The following is a 16,201-nucleotide window of genomic DNA, read 5'->3' as shown; positions in this document are numbered from 1 at the left end:
CAAACCATTTAGTCATCATCAAGGCTGAATGGTTTGTATACCACATGCAAAATAACTGCCCTACCTCAGATCAATGCTCACCTCTGAACACCTCTTTCCTATGCCATTCCACAAACCGCTCGCCAGGATAATTTTCTTTAATCGGTGGCAACGTAATCGCCTTTCCCGCAAAATCCCAGAACAGCCGCTGCACCACCCCGCCACCATTTACCGCGCCGGAAACCATCACACGCATATTTTCATCCAAACCAATCGAACCACGATCAAACGCTTTATGATGGATGGCGCACAATGCCAGGCCATTAGGTACTTCACAAGGGCCATGGTTCTGCTTCCATCTGATATGAGCAGCTTCCAGGGCAATTGGCGCATTGTCGTGGCGCATGTTGAAGCCGCAGATCGCGCACTGATAATTGTAAGCACGTAGCACCATTTGACGGAACTTCGGATCGCGTTGACGGAGAGAGGTGCGAATATCAAACCCCATCTCATCAGCGATGTCTTCCTGAATACTGGCCGGGAAATGCGCCTCCAGGAGCTGCTGCGCCAGCGTATCAATTAACCTGTGATTTTTTGCCACCAACGCAAAACTATCGGCATCAAATCCACCCGCGACATTATATTCGATGAGTTCACGACGGGGCGGCTGGCGACTACCATTGGTTGAGCACAGTTCCGCGTTTTGTAGTTCCCAGAAGCCATCGCCCTTCAGACGCCAGAATGGCATGTCCGGGCGCTGGTCACGACGCTGCGGTCCATAACGTTCCAGAAGATCCATCAGAGGCTCGTAGATTTCAGAACTATAGTTAAACAGACGCTCATGACCCTGCCGATAGTGTGAGAGGACGTGCAGCAGCAATAATGGCTTATGTGGCGCACGCTGTTTGCCTTTGCGCCAGATAGTAATATTTGATATCGCTTGCTTTAGGGTTTTGTCAGAGGTCATTGCATTGAAGAATCCATGAGCATATGTTTGCGATGATGCTCGCAACTATATGTACATTCAAGGCATTATGAAAGCGGCACCAGATGAGGTGTACGAATTTTTGATCCCGGTGAGAATGTCTCACGCCAGACATAGGCTCTCGTTCAGAAGGGGTCACCCACATTGACGTTTCAAAATCTATCCCTGACCAGCGAGCCAAGCGCAGCTCACTGGAACGAATAAAGATAAGTAGAGTGAGTTACGCAGCCCAGCGGTAAGTGGTCTACCAGTATAACCATTTATTTTCTTTAATAACTCAGGGATGTACTTTAGCTCCAAAGCCGGACGACATTGTCTATTTCCAGAAGCAACTGCCCCTATCCTCTTCTGCGCAGGATTATAATCAACCAGTCCGCTCTGCACTATATAACGCATAATAGCTGTGGCACGCTGTTGAAGCCAGGCTGCAACTTCAAGACGTTCAGACATTTCTATGGCCTTATACAGACTTTGATCTCTGTTAACGCCATGCTTATGTCCCCCGTTGGTACAAACATTATCGAACCGGGATATGCCTCCAGTTGTCCCCGCACCAGTAAGTTGATGCAGATTGAGTCAGAATTGACTTAGGTTGAGTGAAAAGGCGAGGGAAGCCTTGCAGATACTGAATTCCAGACACAAAAAAACCACCTCTCGGTGGCTTCTTGTTCGCGCGGTACTTAATGGTGCCGAAGGCCGGACTCGAACCGGCACGTATCTCTACGGTTGATTTTGAATCAACTGCGTCTACCGATTTCGCCACTTCGGCACTGAAGTAGTATGCGGAAAACGGGTGAATTATACCTTCCCGCGACCAGCACGCAACACTTATCCGTTGTTCAATGAGTTAAGTGTCGAAAAAACCGCCGCAACACACGTTTGTCCGCCCCGCCTTACCGCTGCGCGCCCTTCCCAACCACGTTGGTGATGAACATGCTACATCCACAGGCTGTTGCAACGAGCATCCAGGATCAGGCGCCACACTCACGCAATACCATCCGATTCCAGCCTCGTCGCACAGAGCAATGATGATTCATGTGCCGTACATCACTCACACCCACTAGCCAGAACCGCTCACCGCGCTAGCGAGATACGTTCAGGAGTACGCCACGCAACCCGCCCCATCCCCACTGTCTCACTCAGCCCCTATCAAAAATAAAATAATCCCCAGCGGCAATGACAATGCTGCAAATAATTGCATACCCATGTGTCAGACAATAAAGAATGAGGTTGCGTAACATTCCAGGAACAATATTTTTTCATTGCTGAATATCAGGCGGGAAATAAAAATCGAAACGAGGCTATCAAAAGATAGAGGTTATTCACGTTGGATGGACGTTATCTTAAATCACCAGAAAATAGCGTACATACCTAACAAAATGGCTGGTTAATGCTTAAAAAGCAGCTGAGATCGCTTGCCTCTGCGGAGTTAATAGCTTTAAGATGGTGCAAGAAAATTTTCCCTGGTGTTGGCCAATATTGGCAACCTGGCCCTACGGGGTCAGGTTTTTTTTTGTATTTTTTATCAAAACATTACCGGGAAAGTGTATCGCTTCAAAGGATGAGAAACTAGTTAGACTAAAGTACAGTCCCTTACTAGACCTTTATAAGTTCAGTCTGGTGATTATTTCATATCGCAGAGTTCGGGGCCGATACGTTATTGCTGCCTTTACGTTAATCGCCTCAGTGCCAAATCAATACCGATTTAACGCCCGTCATTTCCCGATTCGAAAGACGCTGCTCGCCAGCCGGTATTTTCTCTCTTTAGACGTATCCCGGCTGATGAGTTCTGCGCAGTCGTTGCCTCAGTATTCCACGGGCTAACTAGCCCGTCACTCCACCGGTTTAATCAGCCGCAGCTCCATCCCCAGGCGCACGGCATGTCGGGCATTCGTGCCCCCCAACTTTTTGACGACGTTGGACATATGAAACTTGATGGTGCCGGTCTTTATGCCGAGGATTATCGCCGTTTCCTGGTAGGTTTTACCCACGCTGGCCCAATAGAGGATTTCGTTTTCCCTGTCGGTAAAGCGGGCGTTTCTCTCCAGGGCTGCGGCGTTTTTTGCTGTCAGTGGGGCCAGCGCCAGATACGACTCATGCAGCGAGGCCAGCAATACCGAAATATCGCCTTTACGTTCGGTGAGCGCCTGGATGGCTGCCATTTTCTGTTCCGCATTGAAGGCAAAGGAAAGCGTGACGAGATTGTCGTTGTAATCGTGCAGCACGAAGGTATAGCCGTGCGTCACACCGAACTCGCGAGCCTGTTCGAACAGTTCGGGAAAGTGCAGCCCTGCGTCCGCCATGATTTGCTCGTCCCAGGCGAACGGGGTCAGGCGGTTGCGGGCGGTAAGCACCACCGGATCAATGTACTGCAACCCCTGCTCTTGATACTTTTTTACCCATTCACTCGGGTAGTTGGTAACGCCAAAGATGCAGGCAATGTCTTTTTTGGATAACACCACATACGCCCACAGGAGATCGCCCAACTCCCCTAGTGCAGCTTCGAGGCGCTTGCCGATAATGTTGCTGAGATTATATTCGTCTTCCATTGGCTGCCTGCTCCTTCTCCCTGCTTTGCCGTGAAGTGACTATAACGCGACAAAAACCGCAGGCGGGGGCATGCCGCACCAACAAAAAAGGCGCGGCCCCGCGGCCACGCCTTTCTTCACTACCGATCGCCCCGCTACCTGCGTTTGAGCAGCATATACACGCTGATCAGCAGGAACAGCATGCTCGGCAGCAGCGCGCCCAGTACCGGCGGCATGCTGTACACCAGGCTCAGCGGGCCGAAAATCTGATCCAGCACGTAGAACAGGAAGCCGAAGCTGATGCCGGTCACCACGCGGATGCCCATCGGCACGCTGCGCAGCGGGCCGAAGATGAACGACAGCGCCATCAGCATCATCACCGCCACCGACAGCGGCGAGAAGATTTTGCTCCACATGTTGAGCTGGTAACGGTTGGCTTCCTGGCCGCTCTGCTTCAGGTACTTCACGTAGTTGTGCAGCCCGCTGATGGAGAGCGAATCCGGATCCAGCGCCACCACGCCCAGTTTGTCCGGGGTCAGGTTGGTTTTCCATTCGCCGGTCAGCGTCTGGGTGCCGGTCACCTGTTTCGGGTTGGTCAGATCCGAGGTGTCCACCTGCGAAAGCTGCCACAGGCCGTTCTCGAAGCTGGCGGTAGCGGCATAGCGCACCGTTTCCAGGCGACGCTGATCGTTGAAGTGGTAGATGTTCACGCCGGAGAGTTCTTTGTCGCCGGAGACGCGCTCGATGTAGATGAAGTCGTTGCCATCCTTCGCCCACAGCCCGCTCTTGGTGGAGAGCAGCGAGCCGCCGTACATCTGCTGGGCGCGGTAGTTGCGCGCCATCTGCTCGCCCTGCGGCGCCACCCACTCGCCGATCGCCATGGTCAGCAGCACCAGCGGAATGGCAGTTTTCATCACCGAGCCGGCGATCTGCAGGCGGGTGAAGCCGGAAGCCTGCATCACCACCAGTTCGCTGCGCGTCGCCAGTTGGCCCAGGCCGAGCAGCGCGCCGAGCAGCGCCGCCATCGGGAAGAAGATCTCGATGTCTTTCGGCACGCTCAGCAGGGTATACATGCCGGCGCTCAGCGCGGTGTATTCGCCCTGGCCGACCTTGCGCAGCTGATCGACGAACTTGATGATGCCGGACAGCGACACCAGCATGAACAGCGTCATGATGATGGTGTTGAAAATCGTTTTACCGATATACCGGTCTAATACGCCAAACATCAGGCCGCTCCTCTCAGGCGTGCGCGCAGCTTGCGCATCGGCACGGTATCCCACAGGTTCAGCGCCAGCGCGATCGCGAAGTAAACGCCGTTAACCAGCCACAGCCACAGCATCGGATCCAGCTTGCCCTTGCCGGCGTTGGAGCGCAGCGAGGTCTGCAGCAGGAAGAAGATCAGATACAGCAGGATGGCCGGCAGCATGCTCAGCACGCGGCCCTGGCGCGGGTTCACCACGCTGAGCGGCACCACCAGCAGCGCCATCAGCGCCACCGACACCACCAGCGTCAGGCGCCAGTGGAACTCGGCGCGCGCGTCCGGATCGTCGGATTCCCACAGCGTCTGCATCGACATCTGTTCGGATTCGGTGTTGTCCGCCGCCACGGTACGGTGGCCAATCACCGCCTTGTAGTCGGTGAAGTCGGTAATGCGGAAGTCGCGCAGCAGCGCGGTGCCTTCAAAACGCGTGCCCTTGTCGAGCGTCACCACCTGCGAGCCGTCTTTCTGCTGCACGATGTTGCCGTGCTCGGCCACCACCACCGACGGGCGTTGGTTGCCGTTCGGCCGCAGCTGCGCCAGGAACACGTCGTTAAAGGTGCTGCCCTTCACGTTGCCGATAAACAGCACCGCGTTGCCGTCCTGCGAGGGTTTGAACTGCCCTTCCGCCAGCCCGGCGATGCTCGGGTTGGCCTTGGCTTCGTTCACCACCACGTCCTGATAGCGCGAGGCCCAGGGGCCGGCCCAAAACACGTTCACCGCCGCGACCGCAGAGGTGAACAGCGCCAGGATCATGGCGGCGATAATCAGGGTGCGTTTGCCCAGCCCGCAGGCATGCATGACGGTGATTTCGCTCTCGGTATACAACCGCCCAAGCGTCATCAGCAAGCCGAGAAACAGGCTCAAAGGCAGGATGAGCTGCGCCATCTTCGGCACGCCCAGAGCGAGCAGAGAGAGTACTAAGTTTGTCGGGATATTGCCGTCCACCGCGTCGCCCAACACCCTGACCAGGTTCTGACAAAAGAAGATCAGAAGCAGGATGAACAGGATGGCGATTTGGCTCTTGAGCGTTTCCCGTACCAGATATCTTATGATGATCACGCTTATTACGCCTGTGAAAACTTGTCTTTTTGCAGGAAAATCGATAATTTCATCGCTAATCCGCCATTTATTCTCATCATATGGCAACCTTCACAGCTAAAATAGTATTACAACATCAAGCCGTTTGGGTGTCCTATAGGAACTTGCTTATAGTCGCCAAAACAGAGCAATTTACGCCGTTCAGGTTAACATAATCCGTTAACTCAAATGGCGGGAGATCGTTACGGAGTCGATTATTCTAGCCGTAGCGTCCGCCTTTGTCTTTAAGATTCAGGAGAGTGCATGGAGTTCAGTGTAAAAAGCGGTAGCCCGGAAAAACAGCGCAGTGCCTGTATTGTAGTCGGCGTTTTCGAACCGCGCCGCCTGTCCCCTATCGCAGAACAACTCGACAAAATCAGTGATGGTTATATCAGCGCATTGCTGCGCCGTGGCGAACTGGAAGGCAAGGTCGGGCAGACGCTGCTACTGCACCATGTGCCCAACATTCTCTCCGAGCGCATCCTGCTGATCGGCTGCGGCAAAGAGCGCGAGCTCGATGAGCGCCAATACAAGCAGGTGATCCAGAAAACCATCAATACCCTCAACGACACCGGCTCAATGGAAGCGGTCTGCTTCCTGACCGAACTGCACGTGAAAGGCCGCAACACCTACTGGAAAGTGCGTCAGGCGGTGGAAACCGCCAAAGAGACGCTCTACACCTTCGATCAGCTGAAAAGCAACAAGGTGGAGCCGCGTCGTCCGCTGCGCAAAATGGTGTTCAACGTGCCGACCCGCCGTGAGCTCACCAGCGGCGAGCGCGCGATTCAGCACGGCCTGGCGGTGGCTTCCGGCATCAAGGCGGCCAAAGATCTCGGCAACATGCCGCCGAACATCTGTAACGCCGGCTACCTGGCCTCGCAGGCCCGCCAACTGGCGGACGCCTTCAGCACCAACATCACCACCCGCGTCATCGGCGAACAGCAGATGAAAGAGCTGGGCATGAACGCCTACCTGGCGGTCGGCGCCGGTTCGCAGAACGAATCATTGATGTCGGTGATGGAATATAAGGGCAACCCAAATCCGGACGCTAAGCCGATCGTGCTGGTAGGCAAAGGGCTGACCTTCGACTCCGGCGGCATCTCGATCAAACCGGCCGACGGCATGGACGAGATGAAATATGACATGTGCGGCGCGGCGACCGTGTACGGCGTGATGCGCGTGGTGGCGGAGCTGAACCTGCCGCTGAATGTGATCGGCGTGCTGGCCGGCTGTGAAAACATGCCGGGCGGCCGGGCGTACCGTCCGGGCGACGTGCTGACCACCATGTCCGGCCAGACCGTCGAGGTGCTCAACACCGACGCCGAAGGCCGCCTGGTGCTGTGCGACACCCTGACCTACGTCGAGCGCTTCGAGCCGGAGCTGGTGATCGACATCGCCACCCTGACCGGCGCCTGCGTGATCGCCCTGGGCCACCATATCACCGGCCTGATGTCGAACCACAACCCGCTGGCGCACGAGCTGCTGGGCGCTTCCGAGCAGGCCGGCGACCGCGCCTGGCGCCTGCCGATGGCCGACGAGTACTACGAGCAGCTGGACTCCAACTTCGCCGACATGGCGAACATCGGTGGCCGCCCTGGCGGCGCCATCACCGCTGCCTGCTTCCTGTCGCGCTTCACCCGCAAGTACACCTGGGCGCACCTGGATATCGCCGGCACCGCCTGGCGCTCCGGTAAAGCCAAGGGTGCGACCGGCCGCCCGGTGGCGCTGCTGTCGCAGTTCTTACTGAACCGTGCAGGCCTGAACGGCGACGATTAAATACCCTTCATCTTTCAAGCCGCAGCGTTGTTGGCCGCATTCGTTCACCCCAGTCACTGACTTGATGTCAGCTCCTGGGGATGAACGAACTTGCCGCCTAGCTGCAACTTGAAATCTATTGGGTATATAATCCTCTCAGCAGCGAAGGGGTAGAGTTATCTGCTCCGTTCCCAAAAAGGGCGCAACCTACATGTTGTGCCCTGTTTTTTTATCGGCAGCGGTGGATCCTTAATGAAACAGGCGACGTTTTATTTGCTCGACAACGCGGAACCGTCAGGCGCGCTCAGCGCCCATGAGGCCGTGGCCTGCGCCGTTGCCGCCAACGGCTTCCGTTCCGGCAAGCGGGTGCTGATCGCCTGCGAGAGCCAGGAGCAGGCCCAGCGGCTGGACGAAGCGCTGTGGCAGCGCGAGCCGCATGAATTCGTGCCGCACAACCTGGCCGGCGAAGGGCCGCACTACGGCGCGCCGGTGGAACTGTGCTGGCCCGGCAAGCGCGGCAACGCCCCGCGCGATCTGCTGATCGCCCTGCTGCCGCAGTTTGCCGATTTTGCTACCGCTTTCCATGAAGTGGTAGACTTCGTTCCTTACGAAGACACTCTGAAACAGTTGGCGCGCGACCGTTACAAGGCCTATCGCAGCGTCGGCTTCCATTTGACCACGGCTACGCCGCCAACTCACTGAATACGATAAAGAATGGAAAAGACAAACAGTCAGCTCGATACCGCATACGACCCAAAACAGATCGAACAGAAGCTGTACGATCACTGGGAGAATCAGGGTTACTTCAAGCCGAACGGCGATACCAGCCAGGAAAGCTTCTGCATCATGATCCCGCCGCCGAACGTCACCGGCAGCCTGCACATGGGCCACGCGTTCCAGCAGACCATCATGGACACCATGATTCGCTATCAGCGCATGCAGGGTAAAAACACCCTGTGGCAGGCGGGCACCGACCACGCCGGCATCGCCACCCAGATGGTGGTGGAGCGCAAGATCGCCGCAGAAGAAGGCAAAACCCGCCACGACTACGGCCGTGACGCGTTCATCGACAAGATCTGGCAGTGGAAAGCGGAATCCGGCGGCACCATCACCCGCCAGATGCGCCGTCTGGGCAACTCCGTGGACTGGGAGCGCGAGCGCTTCACCATGGACGAAGGCCTGTCGAACGCGGTGCGCGAAGTGTTTGTCCGTCTGCACAAAGAAGATCTGATCTACCGCGGCAAGCGCCTGGTGAACTGGGATCCGAAGCTGCGCACCGCCATCTCCGATCTGGAAGTGGAAAACCGCGAATCCAAAGGTTCCATGTGGCACCTGCGCTACCCGCTGGCCGACGGCGCGAAAACCGCCGAGGGCAAAGACTACCTGGTGGTCGCCACCACCCGTCCGGAAACCGTGCTGGGCGATACCGGCGTGGCGGTCAACCCGGAAGATCCGCGTTATAAGGACCTGATCGGCAAAGAGATCATTCTGCCGCTGGTCGGCCGCCGCATCCGCATCGTCGGCGACGAACACGCCGATATGGAAAAAGGCACCGGCTGCGTGAAGATCACCCCGGCGCACGATTTCAACGACTACGAAGTCGGCAAGCGCCACGGCCTGCCGATGATCAACATTCTGACCTTCGACGGCGACATCCGTCAGGAAGCGGAAGTGTTCAACACCCTGGGCGAAGTCTGCACCGACTACTGCAGCGAGATCCCGGCCGAGTTCCGTGGCCTGGAGCGCTTCGCAGCGCGTAAAGCGGTGGTTGCCGCCTTCGAAAATCTGGGCCTGCTGGACGAGATCAAACCACACGACCTGACGGTGCCTTACGGCGACCGCGGCGGCGTGGTGATCGAGCCGATGCTGACCGACCAATGGTACGTGCGCACCGCGCCGCTGGCCAAAGTGGCGGTGGAAGCGGTCGAACAGGGCCAAATCGAGTTCGTGCCGAAGCAGTACGAAAACATGTACTTCAGCTGGATGCGCGACATCCAGGACTGGTGCATCTCTCGTCAGCTATGGTGGGGCCACCGCATCCCGGCCTGGTACGACGTGAACGGCAAAGTCTACGTAGGCCGCAGCGAAGAAGAAGTGCGCAGCGAGAACAACCTGGGCGCCGACGTGGCGCTGACCCAGGACGAAGACGTGCTGGACACCTGGTTCTCGTCCGGCCTGTGGACCTTCTCCACCCTGGGCTGGCCGGAGCAGACCGAGGCGCTGAAAACCTTCCACCCGACCAGCGTGATGGTCAGCGGCTTCGACATCATCTTCTTCTGGATCGCGCGCATGATCATGCTGACCATGCACTTCATCAAGGATGAAAACGGCAAGCCGCAGGTGCCGTTCAAGACCGTCTACATGACCGGTCTTATCCGCGACGACGAAGGCCAGAAGATGTCCAAGTCGAAAGGCAACGTGATCGATCCGCTGGACATGGTCGACGGCATCTCGCTGGAAGATCTGCTGGAAAAACGCACCGGCAACATGATGCAGCCGCAGCTGGCGGAGAAGATCCGCAAGCGCACCGAGAAGCAGTTCCCGAACGGCATCGAGCCGCACGGCACCGACGCCCTGCGCTTCACCCTGGCGGCGCTGGCCTCGACCGGCCGCGACATCAACTGGGACATGAAGCGCCTGGAAGGCTACCGCAACTTCTGTAACAAGCTGTGGAACGCCAGCCGCTTCGTGCTGATGAACACCGAAGCGCACGACTGCGGCTTCAACGGCGGCGAGAAAGTGCTGTCGCTGGCGGATCGCTGGATCCTGGCCGAATTCAACCGCACGGTGAAAGCCTACCGCGAAGCGCTGGATACCTACCGCTTCGATCTGGCGGCCAACATCCTGTACGAATTCACCTGGAACCAGTTCTGCGACTGGTATCTGGAGCTGACCAAGCCTGTCGTGAGCAACGGCAGCGAAGCGGAACAGCGCGGCACCCGCCACACGCTGATCACCGTGCTGGAAGCGCTGCTGCGCCTGGCGCACCCGATCATTCCGTTCATCACTGAAACCATCTGGCAGCGCGTGAAGCCGCTGACCGGCACGACCGCAGACACCATCATGCTGCAGCCGTTCCCGGCTTATGACGCCGCGCTGGAAGACGAGCAGGCGCTGAACGATCTGGAGTGGATCAAGCAAACCATCATCGCCGTGCGCAACATCCGCGCCGAGATGAACATCGCGCCAAGCAAAGCGCTCGACGTGCTGCTGCGCAACTGCAGCGCCGACGCCCAGCGCCGCGTGCAGGAGAACCAAAGCTTTATCGCCCGCCTGGCGCGCCTGGGATCCATCGCGCTGCTGCCGGCCGGTGAGAAAGGCCCGGTCTCCGTCACCAAGCTGGTGGACGGCGCCGAGCTGCTGATCCCGATGGCCGGTTTCATCGACAAGGACGCCGAGATCGCGCGTCTGGCCAAAGAGATGGGCAAGCTGGATGCGGAAATCGCTTCGATCGAAGGCAAGCTGGCGAACGAAGGCTTCGTGGCGCGCGCGCCGGAAGCAGTGGTGGCCAAAGAACGCGATCGTCTGGCGGCCTGCAAAGAAGGCAAAGTGAAGCTGCAGGAACAGCAGGCGACCATCGCCGCGCTGTAATCCACCGGCTCACGCCAACGCCTGAAAACAGCGGGGTCTTCCCCGCTGTTTTTTTATCGCCGTTGCATCCGGGCCGGGTTAGATGTTATTACAAGATATTACTGCTGCAGGGACGCCGCCGGGAAATAACCCCCGGCGCGTTTCGCGCTGCGATAAAAACGAAAAACGAACGTGGTCTCTTTCAATGGCGAGTGTAAACATGACAACAGCAACCCCGGCGCGCCTGCTGGTGCGCCCCATCACGGCGGAAGACAATGCCGCCATTGCTCACGTCATTCGCGAAGTCTCCGCCGAGCACGGCCTGACGGCGGATAAAGGCTATACCGTCTCCGATCCCAATCTGGACACCCTGTATCAGCTCTACAGCCTGCCGCGCAGCGCTTACTGGGTGATCGAGGTGGACGGCCAGGTCGCCGGCGGCGGCGGCATCGCGCCGCTGCAGGGCGGCGCAGACGATATTTGCGAATTGCAGAAGATGTATTTCCTGCCGGTGTTGCGCGGCAAGGGATTGGCGAAACGCCTGGCGCTGCAGGCGCTGGATTTCGCCCGCCAGCACGGCTTCCGCTGTTGTTACCTCGAGACCACCGCCAGCCTGACGCAGGCCGTCGCGCTGTACGAACATCTGGGCTTCGAACACATCGACCACGCGATGGGCGCCACCGGCCATGTCGATTGTGAAGTCACCATGCTGAAAACGCTGTAATCCTCCCCCGCCTCTTCATCAGGGCGCAGCCTGCTGCGCCTTTTTATTAATATCGCAATCAATCAGTAAAACTCGCTATAACGCCGTTTTTCAAGCAGATAAACTGACGCTAAAAACCACGATGTAAATTTAATGTGAAGTTCGTTAATAAATTAACGATCGCAAATTGACCGCCTTTTCCCCCGCGTTACTCTGCCAGTATCCCAATCGCGCACGGAGAGCTGTCATGTCGGAAAATACCTTTGATTACATCATCGTCGGCGCCGGTTCCGCCGGCTGCGTGCTGGCGGCGCAGCTGATCCGCCGCACCCAGGCGCGGGTGCTGCTGCTGGAAGCCGGCGGCGACGACAATAACCTGTTCATCAAGATGCCGGCCGGGGTGGCCAAGATCATCGCCAAAAAAAGCTGGCCCTATGAAACGGAGCCGGAACCGCACGCCAATAACCGCCGCATGCAGATCGCGCAGGGCAAGGTGCTGGGCGGCAGCAGTTCGGTCAACGGCATGATCTACCTGCGCGGCCAGCCGCAGGATTACGACGACTGGGCCGAGCGCTACGGCTGCGCCGGCTGGAGCTACCGCGAGGTGCTGCCCTACTTCAAACGCGCCGAGGCCAACGAAAGCCTGTCGGACGACTACCACGGCGCCGACGGGCTGCTGCCGGTCAGCGAAAACCGCTACCGCCATCCGCTCAGCATGGCGTTTATCCGCGCCGGCCAGGAGCTGAACCTGCCCTATCGCAACGACTTCAACGGCGACAGCCAGCACGGCGTCGGTTTCTACCAAACCACCACCCACAACGGCGAGCGCGCCAGCACCGCCCGCACCTACCTGAAGGCGGTGCGCGACGAACGGCGGCTGGTGGTGAAACTGAACGCCCTGGCGCACCGGCTGACCTTCGAGGGCAACGTCGCCACCGGCGTGGTCTACAGCCAGAATGGCGGCGCGGAAGTCACCGCCCGCGCCACCAAAGAGGTGATCGTCAGCGCCGGCGCGGTCGGTTCGCCGAAGCTGCTGATGCTGTCCGGCATCGGCCCGCGTGACCACCTGCAGCAGCTGGGCATCGAGGTGCGGGCGGATCTGCCGGTGGGCAAAAACTTCCACGACCATCTGCACATGTCGATCAACGTCAGCACCCGCGAGCCGATCAGCCTGTTCGGCGCCGATCGCGGCCTGCAGGCGCTGAGCCACGGCGCGCAGTGGCTGGCGTTTCGCAGCGGGGTGCTCTCGTCCAACGTGCTGGAAGGCGCCGCCTTCACCGACAGCCAGGGCGACGGCCGGCCGGACGTGCAGATCCACTTCCTGCCGCTGCTGGACAGCTGGGACGACGTGCCCGGCGAGCCGCTGCCGAACATTCACGGCTTCACGCTCAAGGTCGGTTACCTGCAGCCGAAGGCGCGCGGCGAAGTGCTGCTGCGCAGCAGCAACCCGCGCGATCCGGTCAAGCTGCACGCCAACTACCTCGGCCACCCGGACGATCTGGCCGGCAGCGTGCGCGCGGTGAAGTTCGGTCTGGATTTCCTGCAAACCGCGGCGCTGAAGCCGCTGATCAAAGATCTGCTGATGCCGCAGCCGGAGTGGACGCGCGACGAAGCGCAGCTGGAGGAGTTCGTGCGCAACTTCTGCAAGACGGTGTATCACCCGGTGGGCAGCTGCCGCATGGGGCCCTCGCCCCAGGAGGCGGTGACCGATCCGCAGCTGCGGGTGCACGGTTTTGAACAGCTGCGGGTGATCGACTGCTCGGTGATGCCGCAGCTCACCAGCGGCAACACCAATGCGCCGACCATCATGCTGGCGGAAAAGGCGGTGGATCTGTTGCTGGGCGCGCCGCAGTAAGGGCGCGCCTCAACCTCAGGCGGCGGCGGGCACGCCGCTGTGGAAGCGCAGCTCACTGTCCGGCGACAGGATCAGTTCAGCTTCGAGGCGGCCGAAATGCGCCACCCGTTCGCTGATGTCGCCGCCGGCGATCTGCTCGGCCAATGTCAGGTAGTCCTGATAGTGACGCGCTTCGGATCGCAGCAGCGAGACGTAAAAGCGGTTCAGCTCATCGTCCAGGTGCGGCGCCAGCTTGGCGAAGCGTTCGCAGGATCGCGCTTCGATGTAGGCGCCACAGATCAGTTTGTCGATCAACGTCGCCGGATCGTGGGTGCGGATCTCGCGGATCATGCCCTTGGCGTAGCGGCTGGCGGTGATCTTGCGATACGGGATCCCGCGCGCCTGCATGATCTCCAGCACCTGCGAGAAGTGATGCAGCTCTTCCTTGATCAACAGCACCATGCGATCCGCCAGATCCTGGCCGTAGGCCGAGCCGTTTTTCGGCAGGATCTTGCGGGTGAACTGGCCCTGGCGGAACAGCGTGTCGGGCGCGCCCTGCGCTTCGTGCAGAAACGCCTCGTAGGGCCGCAGCAGCGCCAACAGCGCGTCGCCGCTCTCTTTGTCCGCCACGTAACGGCGGATCAGCCACATGCCGGTCTGCGCGGCTTTCAGCTCGCACACCAGATGGTCGGTCAGCAACAGCTGCAGGTTTTCCGGACGGCGCGCGGCGTCGACCCAGGCGTCGGGGGTTTCACAGTGCAGGAAGCTTAAAATCGGGGCTAACAGGGATTGGTATGTCATGGCGTTTATCAGGGGCCGGCGAAAGCCAGCCCACAGGCATTAATCGGAAAGGAATTAGTGGCGTTTGCCGTCGTCGTCTTCGTCGATGTAGTCGCCGTCTTCGTCATCCTCACCGTCTTCACCGTTCGGATCTTCGAAGTAGGTGCCCCAGCCGTCGTAGTTGACGCCGCAGCGTTCCGCCAGCGCCACCAGCTGCTCAACCTGGGCGTCGATCAGTTCGGCGTTCAGGCCGACTTCGCTGATCACGTCGCAGCACATCACCAGCGAACCGTCTTCCACTTCCAGCTCTTCGGCGTCGGTCACTTCGTAGCCCAGCTTGAAGGCTTCAACGGCGGCCTGCTCCAGAACCTCAAATTTCTCGGCGGACAGATGGTGCTCGATGGTGTAGAGCGCGTCCGGATCGCTGCCGTCTTCCAGCAGCTCTTCGATGATCAGGCGGGTCTCTTCACGTTGTTCTTCCAGCAATTCGCGGTTTGCCATGCCTATATCCTCAAGTCAAATGGCCTTCATTCCTTCTATTTTCACACACCGCCGACGTTGCTTCCACGATAAACGTGAAAGATTTCCTCGTCGGGGTTGAAATTGAATATTCATACATATAAAGTGAATTTTAATTCAATTAAGCAATCAGGGAATCGGACTATGAGCACCGGCAATGCGTTCTACCAACGTCACTTTCTGAGGTTAATGGATTTCACCCCCGCCGAACTGCAGGCGCTGCTGAAGCTGGCGGCCGATCTGAAGCAGGCCAAAAAGCAGGGGCGGGAACAGCGCCGGCTGCAGGGCAAAAACATTGCGCTCATCTTCGAAAAAGACTCGACCCGCACGCGATGCTCTTTCGAAGTTGCCGCATTCGATCAGGGCGCGCAGGTGACCTATCTCGGCCCGAGCGGCAGCCAGATCGGCCATAAAGAGTCGATGAAAGACACCGCCCGGGTGCTGGGCCGCCTGTACGACGGTATTCAGTATCGCGGTTACGGCCAGGCGCTGGTGGAAACCCTGGCGCAGCACGCCGGCGTGCCGGTGTGGAACGGCCTGACCGACGAGTTCCACCCTACTCAGCTGCTGGCGGATCTGCTCACCGTGCAGGAACACCTGCCGGGCAAGGCGCTGAGCGAGGTGAAACTGGCGTACGTCGGCGACGCGCGCAACAACATGGGCAACACGCTGCTGGAAGCCGCCGCGCTGGCGGGCATGGATCTGCGGCTGGTGGCGCCGAAGGCCTGCTGGCCGCAGCCGAAGCTGGTGGCCGAGTGCCAGGCGCTGGCGCAACAAACCGGCGCGAAACTCACCCTGACAGAAGACATCGCCGAAGGGGTGCAAGACGCCGACTTCCTCTACACCGACGTGTGGGTGTCGATGGGCGAACCGAAAGAGACCTGGCAGGAGCGTATCGCGCTGCTGCGGCCGTATCAGGTCAACATGGCGATGCTGAAGCTGACCGGCAACCCAAACGTGAAGTTCCTGCACTGCCTGCCGGCGTTCCACGACGACCAAACCACGCTCGGCAAGCAGATGGCGCAGCAGTACGATCTGCACGGCGGCATGGAAGTGACCGACGAGGTGTTCGAGTCGGCGCACAGCGTGGTGTTCGATCAGGCGGAAAACCGGCTGCATACCATCAAGGCGGTGCTGGTCGCCACGCTGAGCGAAACCCTCTGACAATCCTCCTCCACCGCCCTGGCGCCCCCGGCCAGGGCGGCTAATA

At 58.8% G+C, this 16,201-nt stretch carries 12 protein-coding genes, 1 tRNA gene and 1 pseudogene; 6 read left to right on the top strand and 8 right to left on the bottom strand.

Annotated features, from left to right (window positions below; genetic code table 11):
• Positions 1 to 70 precede the first annotated feature (70 nt).
• The 6 genes and pseudogenes from JL05_RS03435 to lptF all read right to left on the bottom strand — a co-directional run bounded on the left by JL05_RS03435 (position 71) and on the right by lptF (position 5,812).
• The gene (locus tag JL05_RS03435; protein ID WP_015376466.1) at positions 71 to 946 is read right to left on the bottom strand and encodes a phosphorothioated DNA-binding restriction endonuclease; all 876 of its coding nucleotides are present in this window, start codon (positions 944 to 946) and stop codon (positions 71 to 73) included.
• 68 nt (positions 947 to 1,014) lie between these two features.
• Positions 1,015 to 1,426: pseudogene (locus JL05_RS25720) on the bottom strand (tyrosine-type recombinase/integrase); the annotation flags it as partial.
• Between the two features lie 222 nt (positions 1,427 to 1,648).
• Positions 1,649 to 1,733: transfer RNA gene (locus JL05_RS03430), tRNA-Leu, on the bottom strand.
• Between the two features lie 1,063 nt (positions 1,734 to 2,796).
• Positions 2,797 to 3,513 (bottom strand): LuxR family transcriptional regulator, encoded by a 717-nt coding sequence (locus JL05_RS03425; RefSeq protein WP_033631665.1) that lies wholly within the window; start codon positions 3,511 to 3,513, stop codon positions 2,797 to 2,799.
• Positions 3,514 to 3,647: 134 nt separating this feature from the next.
• Complete coding sequence (lptG, locus tag JL05_RS03420) at positions 3,648 to 4,718, bottom strand: LPS export ABC transporter permease LptG (protein ID WP_033631664.1); 1,071 nt, start codon at positions 4,716 to 4,718, stop codon at positions 3,648 to 3,650.
• A complete protein-coding gene (gene lptF, locus JL05_RS03415) occupies positions 4,718 to 5,812 on the bottom strand; it encodes an LPS export ABC transporter permease LptF (protein ID WP_004933351.1) in 1,095 nt (364 codons plus the stop codon). Before lptF ends, lptG begins: the two co-directional genes overlap by 1 nt.
• 282 nt (positions 5,813 to 6,094) lie before the next feature.
• Between lptF and pepA the strand changes: the two genes are divergently transcribed.
• The 5 genes from pepA (at position 6,095) to JL05_RS03390 (ending at position 13,713) form a co-directional block, all read left to right on the top strand.
• The gene (pepA, locus tag JL05_RS03410) at positions 6,095 to 7,606 is read left to right on the top strand and encodes a leucyl aminopeptidase (protein ID WP_004933352.1); all 1,512 of its coding nucleotides are present in this window, start codon (positions 6,095 to 6,097) and stop codon (positions 7,604 to 7,606) included.
• A 231-nt stretch (positions 7,607 to 7,837) separates the two neighbouring features.
• Entirely contained in the window at positions 7,838 to 8,287 is a 450-nt protein-coding gene (locus JL05_RS03405) for a DNA polymerase III subunit chi (protein ID WP_033631663.1), read from the top strand.
• Positions 8,288 to 8,299: 12 nt separating this feature from the next.
• A complete protein-coding gene (locus tag JL05_RS03400; RefSeq protein WP_033631662.1) occupies positions 8,300 to 11,176 on the top strand; it encodes a valine--tRNA ligase in 2,877 nt (958 codons plus the stop codon).
• Between the two features lie 199 nt (positions 11,177 to 11,375).
• Complete coding sequence (locus JL05_RS03395) at positions 11,376 to 11,879, top strand: GNAT family N-acetyltransferase (RefSeq protein ID WP_033631661.1); 504 nt, start codon at positions 11,376 to 11,378, stop codon at positions 11,877 to 11,879.
• A 226-nt stretch (positions 11,880 to 12,105) separates the two neighbouring features.
• Entirely contained in the window at positions 12,106 to 13,713 is a 1,608-nt protein-coding gene (locus tag JL05_RS03390) for a GMC family oxidoreductase (RefSeq protein ID WP_033631660.1), read from the top strand.
• A gap of 15 nt (positions 13,714 to 13,728) precedes the next feature.
• On the opposite strand, the gene miaE is transcribed toward JL05_RS03390, so the two are convergent.
• Both miaE and rraB read right to left on the bottom strand, forming a co-directional pair.
• Positions 13,729 to 14,493: a tRNA isopentenyl-2-thiomethyl-A-37 hydroxylase MiaE gene (gene miaE, locus JL05_RS03385; RefSeq protein WP_033631659.1), complete on the bottom strand. Its 765-nt coding sequence runs from the start codon at positions 14,491 to 14,493 to the stop codon at positions 13,729 to 13,731.
• A gap of 54 nt (positions 14,494 to 14,547) precedes the next feature.
• Positions 14,548 to 14,973: a ribonuclease E inhibitor RraB gene (gene rraB, locus JL05_RS03380; protein WP_004933365.1), complete on the bottom strand. Its 426-nt coding sequence runs from the start codon at positions 14,971 to 14,973 to the stop codon at positions 14,548 to 14,550.
• A 162-nt stretch (positions 14,974 to 15,135) separates the two neighbouring features.
• On the opposite strand from rraB, the gene argF reads away from it, so the two are divergent.
• Positions 15,136 to 16,155: an ornithine carbamoyltransferase gene (gene argF, locus JL05_RS03375; RefSeq protein WP_033631658.1), complete on the top strand. Its 1,020-nt coding sequence runs from the start codon at positions 15,136 to 15,138 to the stop codon at positions 16,153 to 16,155.
• Positions 16,156 to 16,201 lie beyond the last annotated feature (46 nt).

The organism is Serratia nematodiphila DZ0503SBS1, assembly GCF_000738675.1.
Lineage (GTDB): Bacteria > Pseudomonadota > Gammaproteobacteria > Enterobacterales > Enterobacteriaceae > Serratia > Serratia nematodiphila.
Note: the sequence above shows the minus strand (reverse complement) of the source record. Positions and strands in the feature narration are given on the sequence as shown.

What these genes read in the sequence shown, in the direction of transcription:
- lptG (WP_033631664.1), bottom strand. Translation starts at nt 4,718, where the DNA reads ATGTTTGGCGTATTAGACCGGTATATCGGTAAAACGATTTTCAACACC.
- JL05_RS03435 (WP_015376466.1), bottom strand. Translation starts at nt 946, where the DNA reads ATGACCTCTGACAAAACCCTAAAGCAAGCGATATCAAATATTACTATC.
- JL05_RS03395 (WP_033631661.1), top strand. Translation starts at nt 11,376, where the DNA reads ATGACAACAGCAACCCCGGCGCGCCTGCTGGTGCGCCCCATCACGGCG.
- pepA (WP_004933352.1), top strand. Translation starts at nt 6,095, where the DNA reads ATGGAGTTCAGTGTAAAAAGCGGTAGCCCGGAAAAACAGCGCAGTGCC.
- JL05_RS03405 (WP_033631663.1), top strand. Translation starts at nt 7,838, where the DNA reads ATGAAACAGGCGACGTTTTATTTGCTCGACAACGCGGAACCGTCAGGC.
- rraB (WP_004933365.1), bottom strand. Translation starts at nt 14,973, where the DNA reads ATGGCAAACCGCGAATTGCTGGAAGAACAACGTGAAGAGACCCGCCTG.
- JL05_RS03390 (WP_033631660.1), top strand. Translation starts at nt 12,106, where the DNA reads ATGTCGGAAAATACCTTTGATTACATCATCGTCGGCGCCGGTTCCGCC.
- argF (WP_033631658.1), top strand. Translation starts at nt 15,136, where the DNA reads ATGAGCACCGGCAATGCGTTCTACCAACGTCACTTTCTGAGGTTAATG.
- JL05_RS03400 (WP_033631662.1), top strand. Translation starts at nt 8,300, where the DNA reads ATGGAAAAGACAAACAGTCAGCTCGATACCGCATACGACCCAAAACAG.
- miaE (WP_033631659.1), bottom strand. Translation starts at nt 14,493, where the DNA reads ATGACATACCAATCCCTGTTAGCCCCGATTTTAAGCTTCCTGCACTGT.
- JL05_RS03425 (WP_033631665.1), bottom strand. Translation starts at nt 3,513, where the DNA reads ATGGAAGACGAATATAATCTCAGCAACATTATCGGCAAGCGCCTCGAA.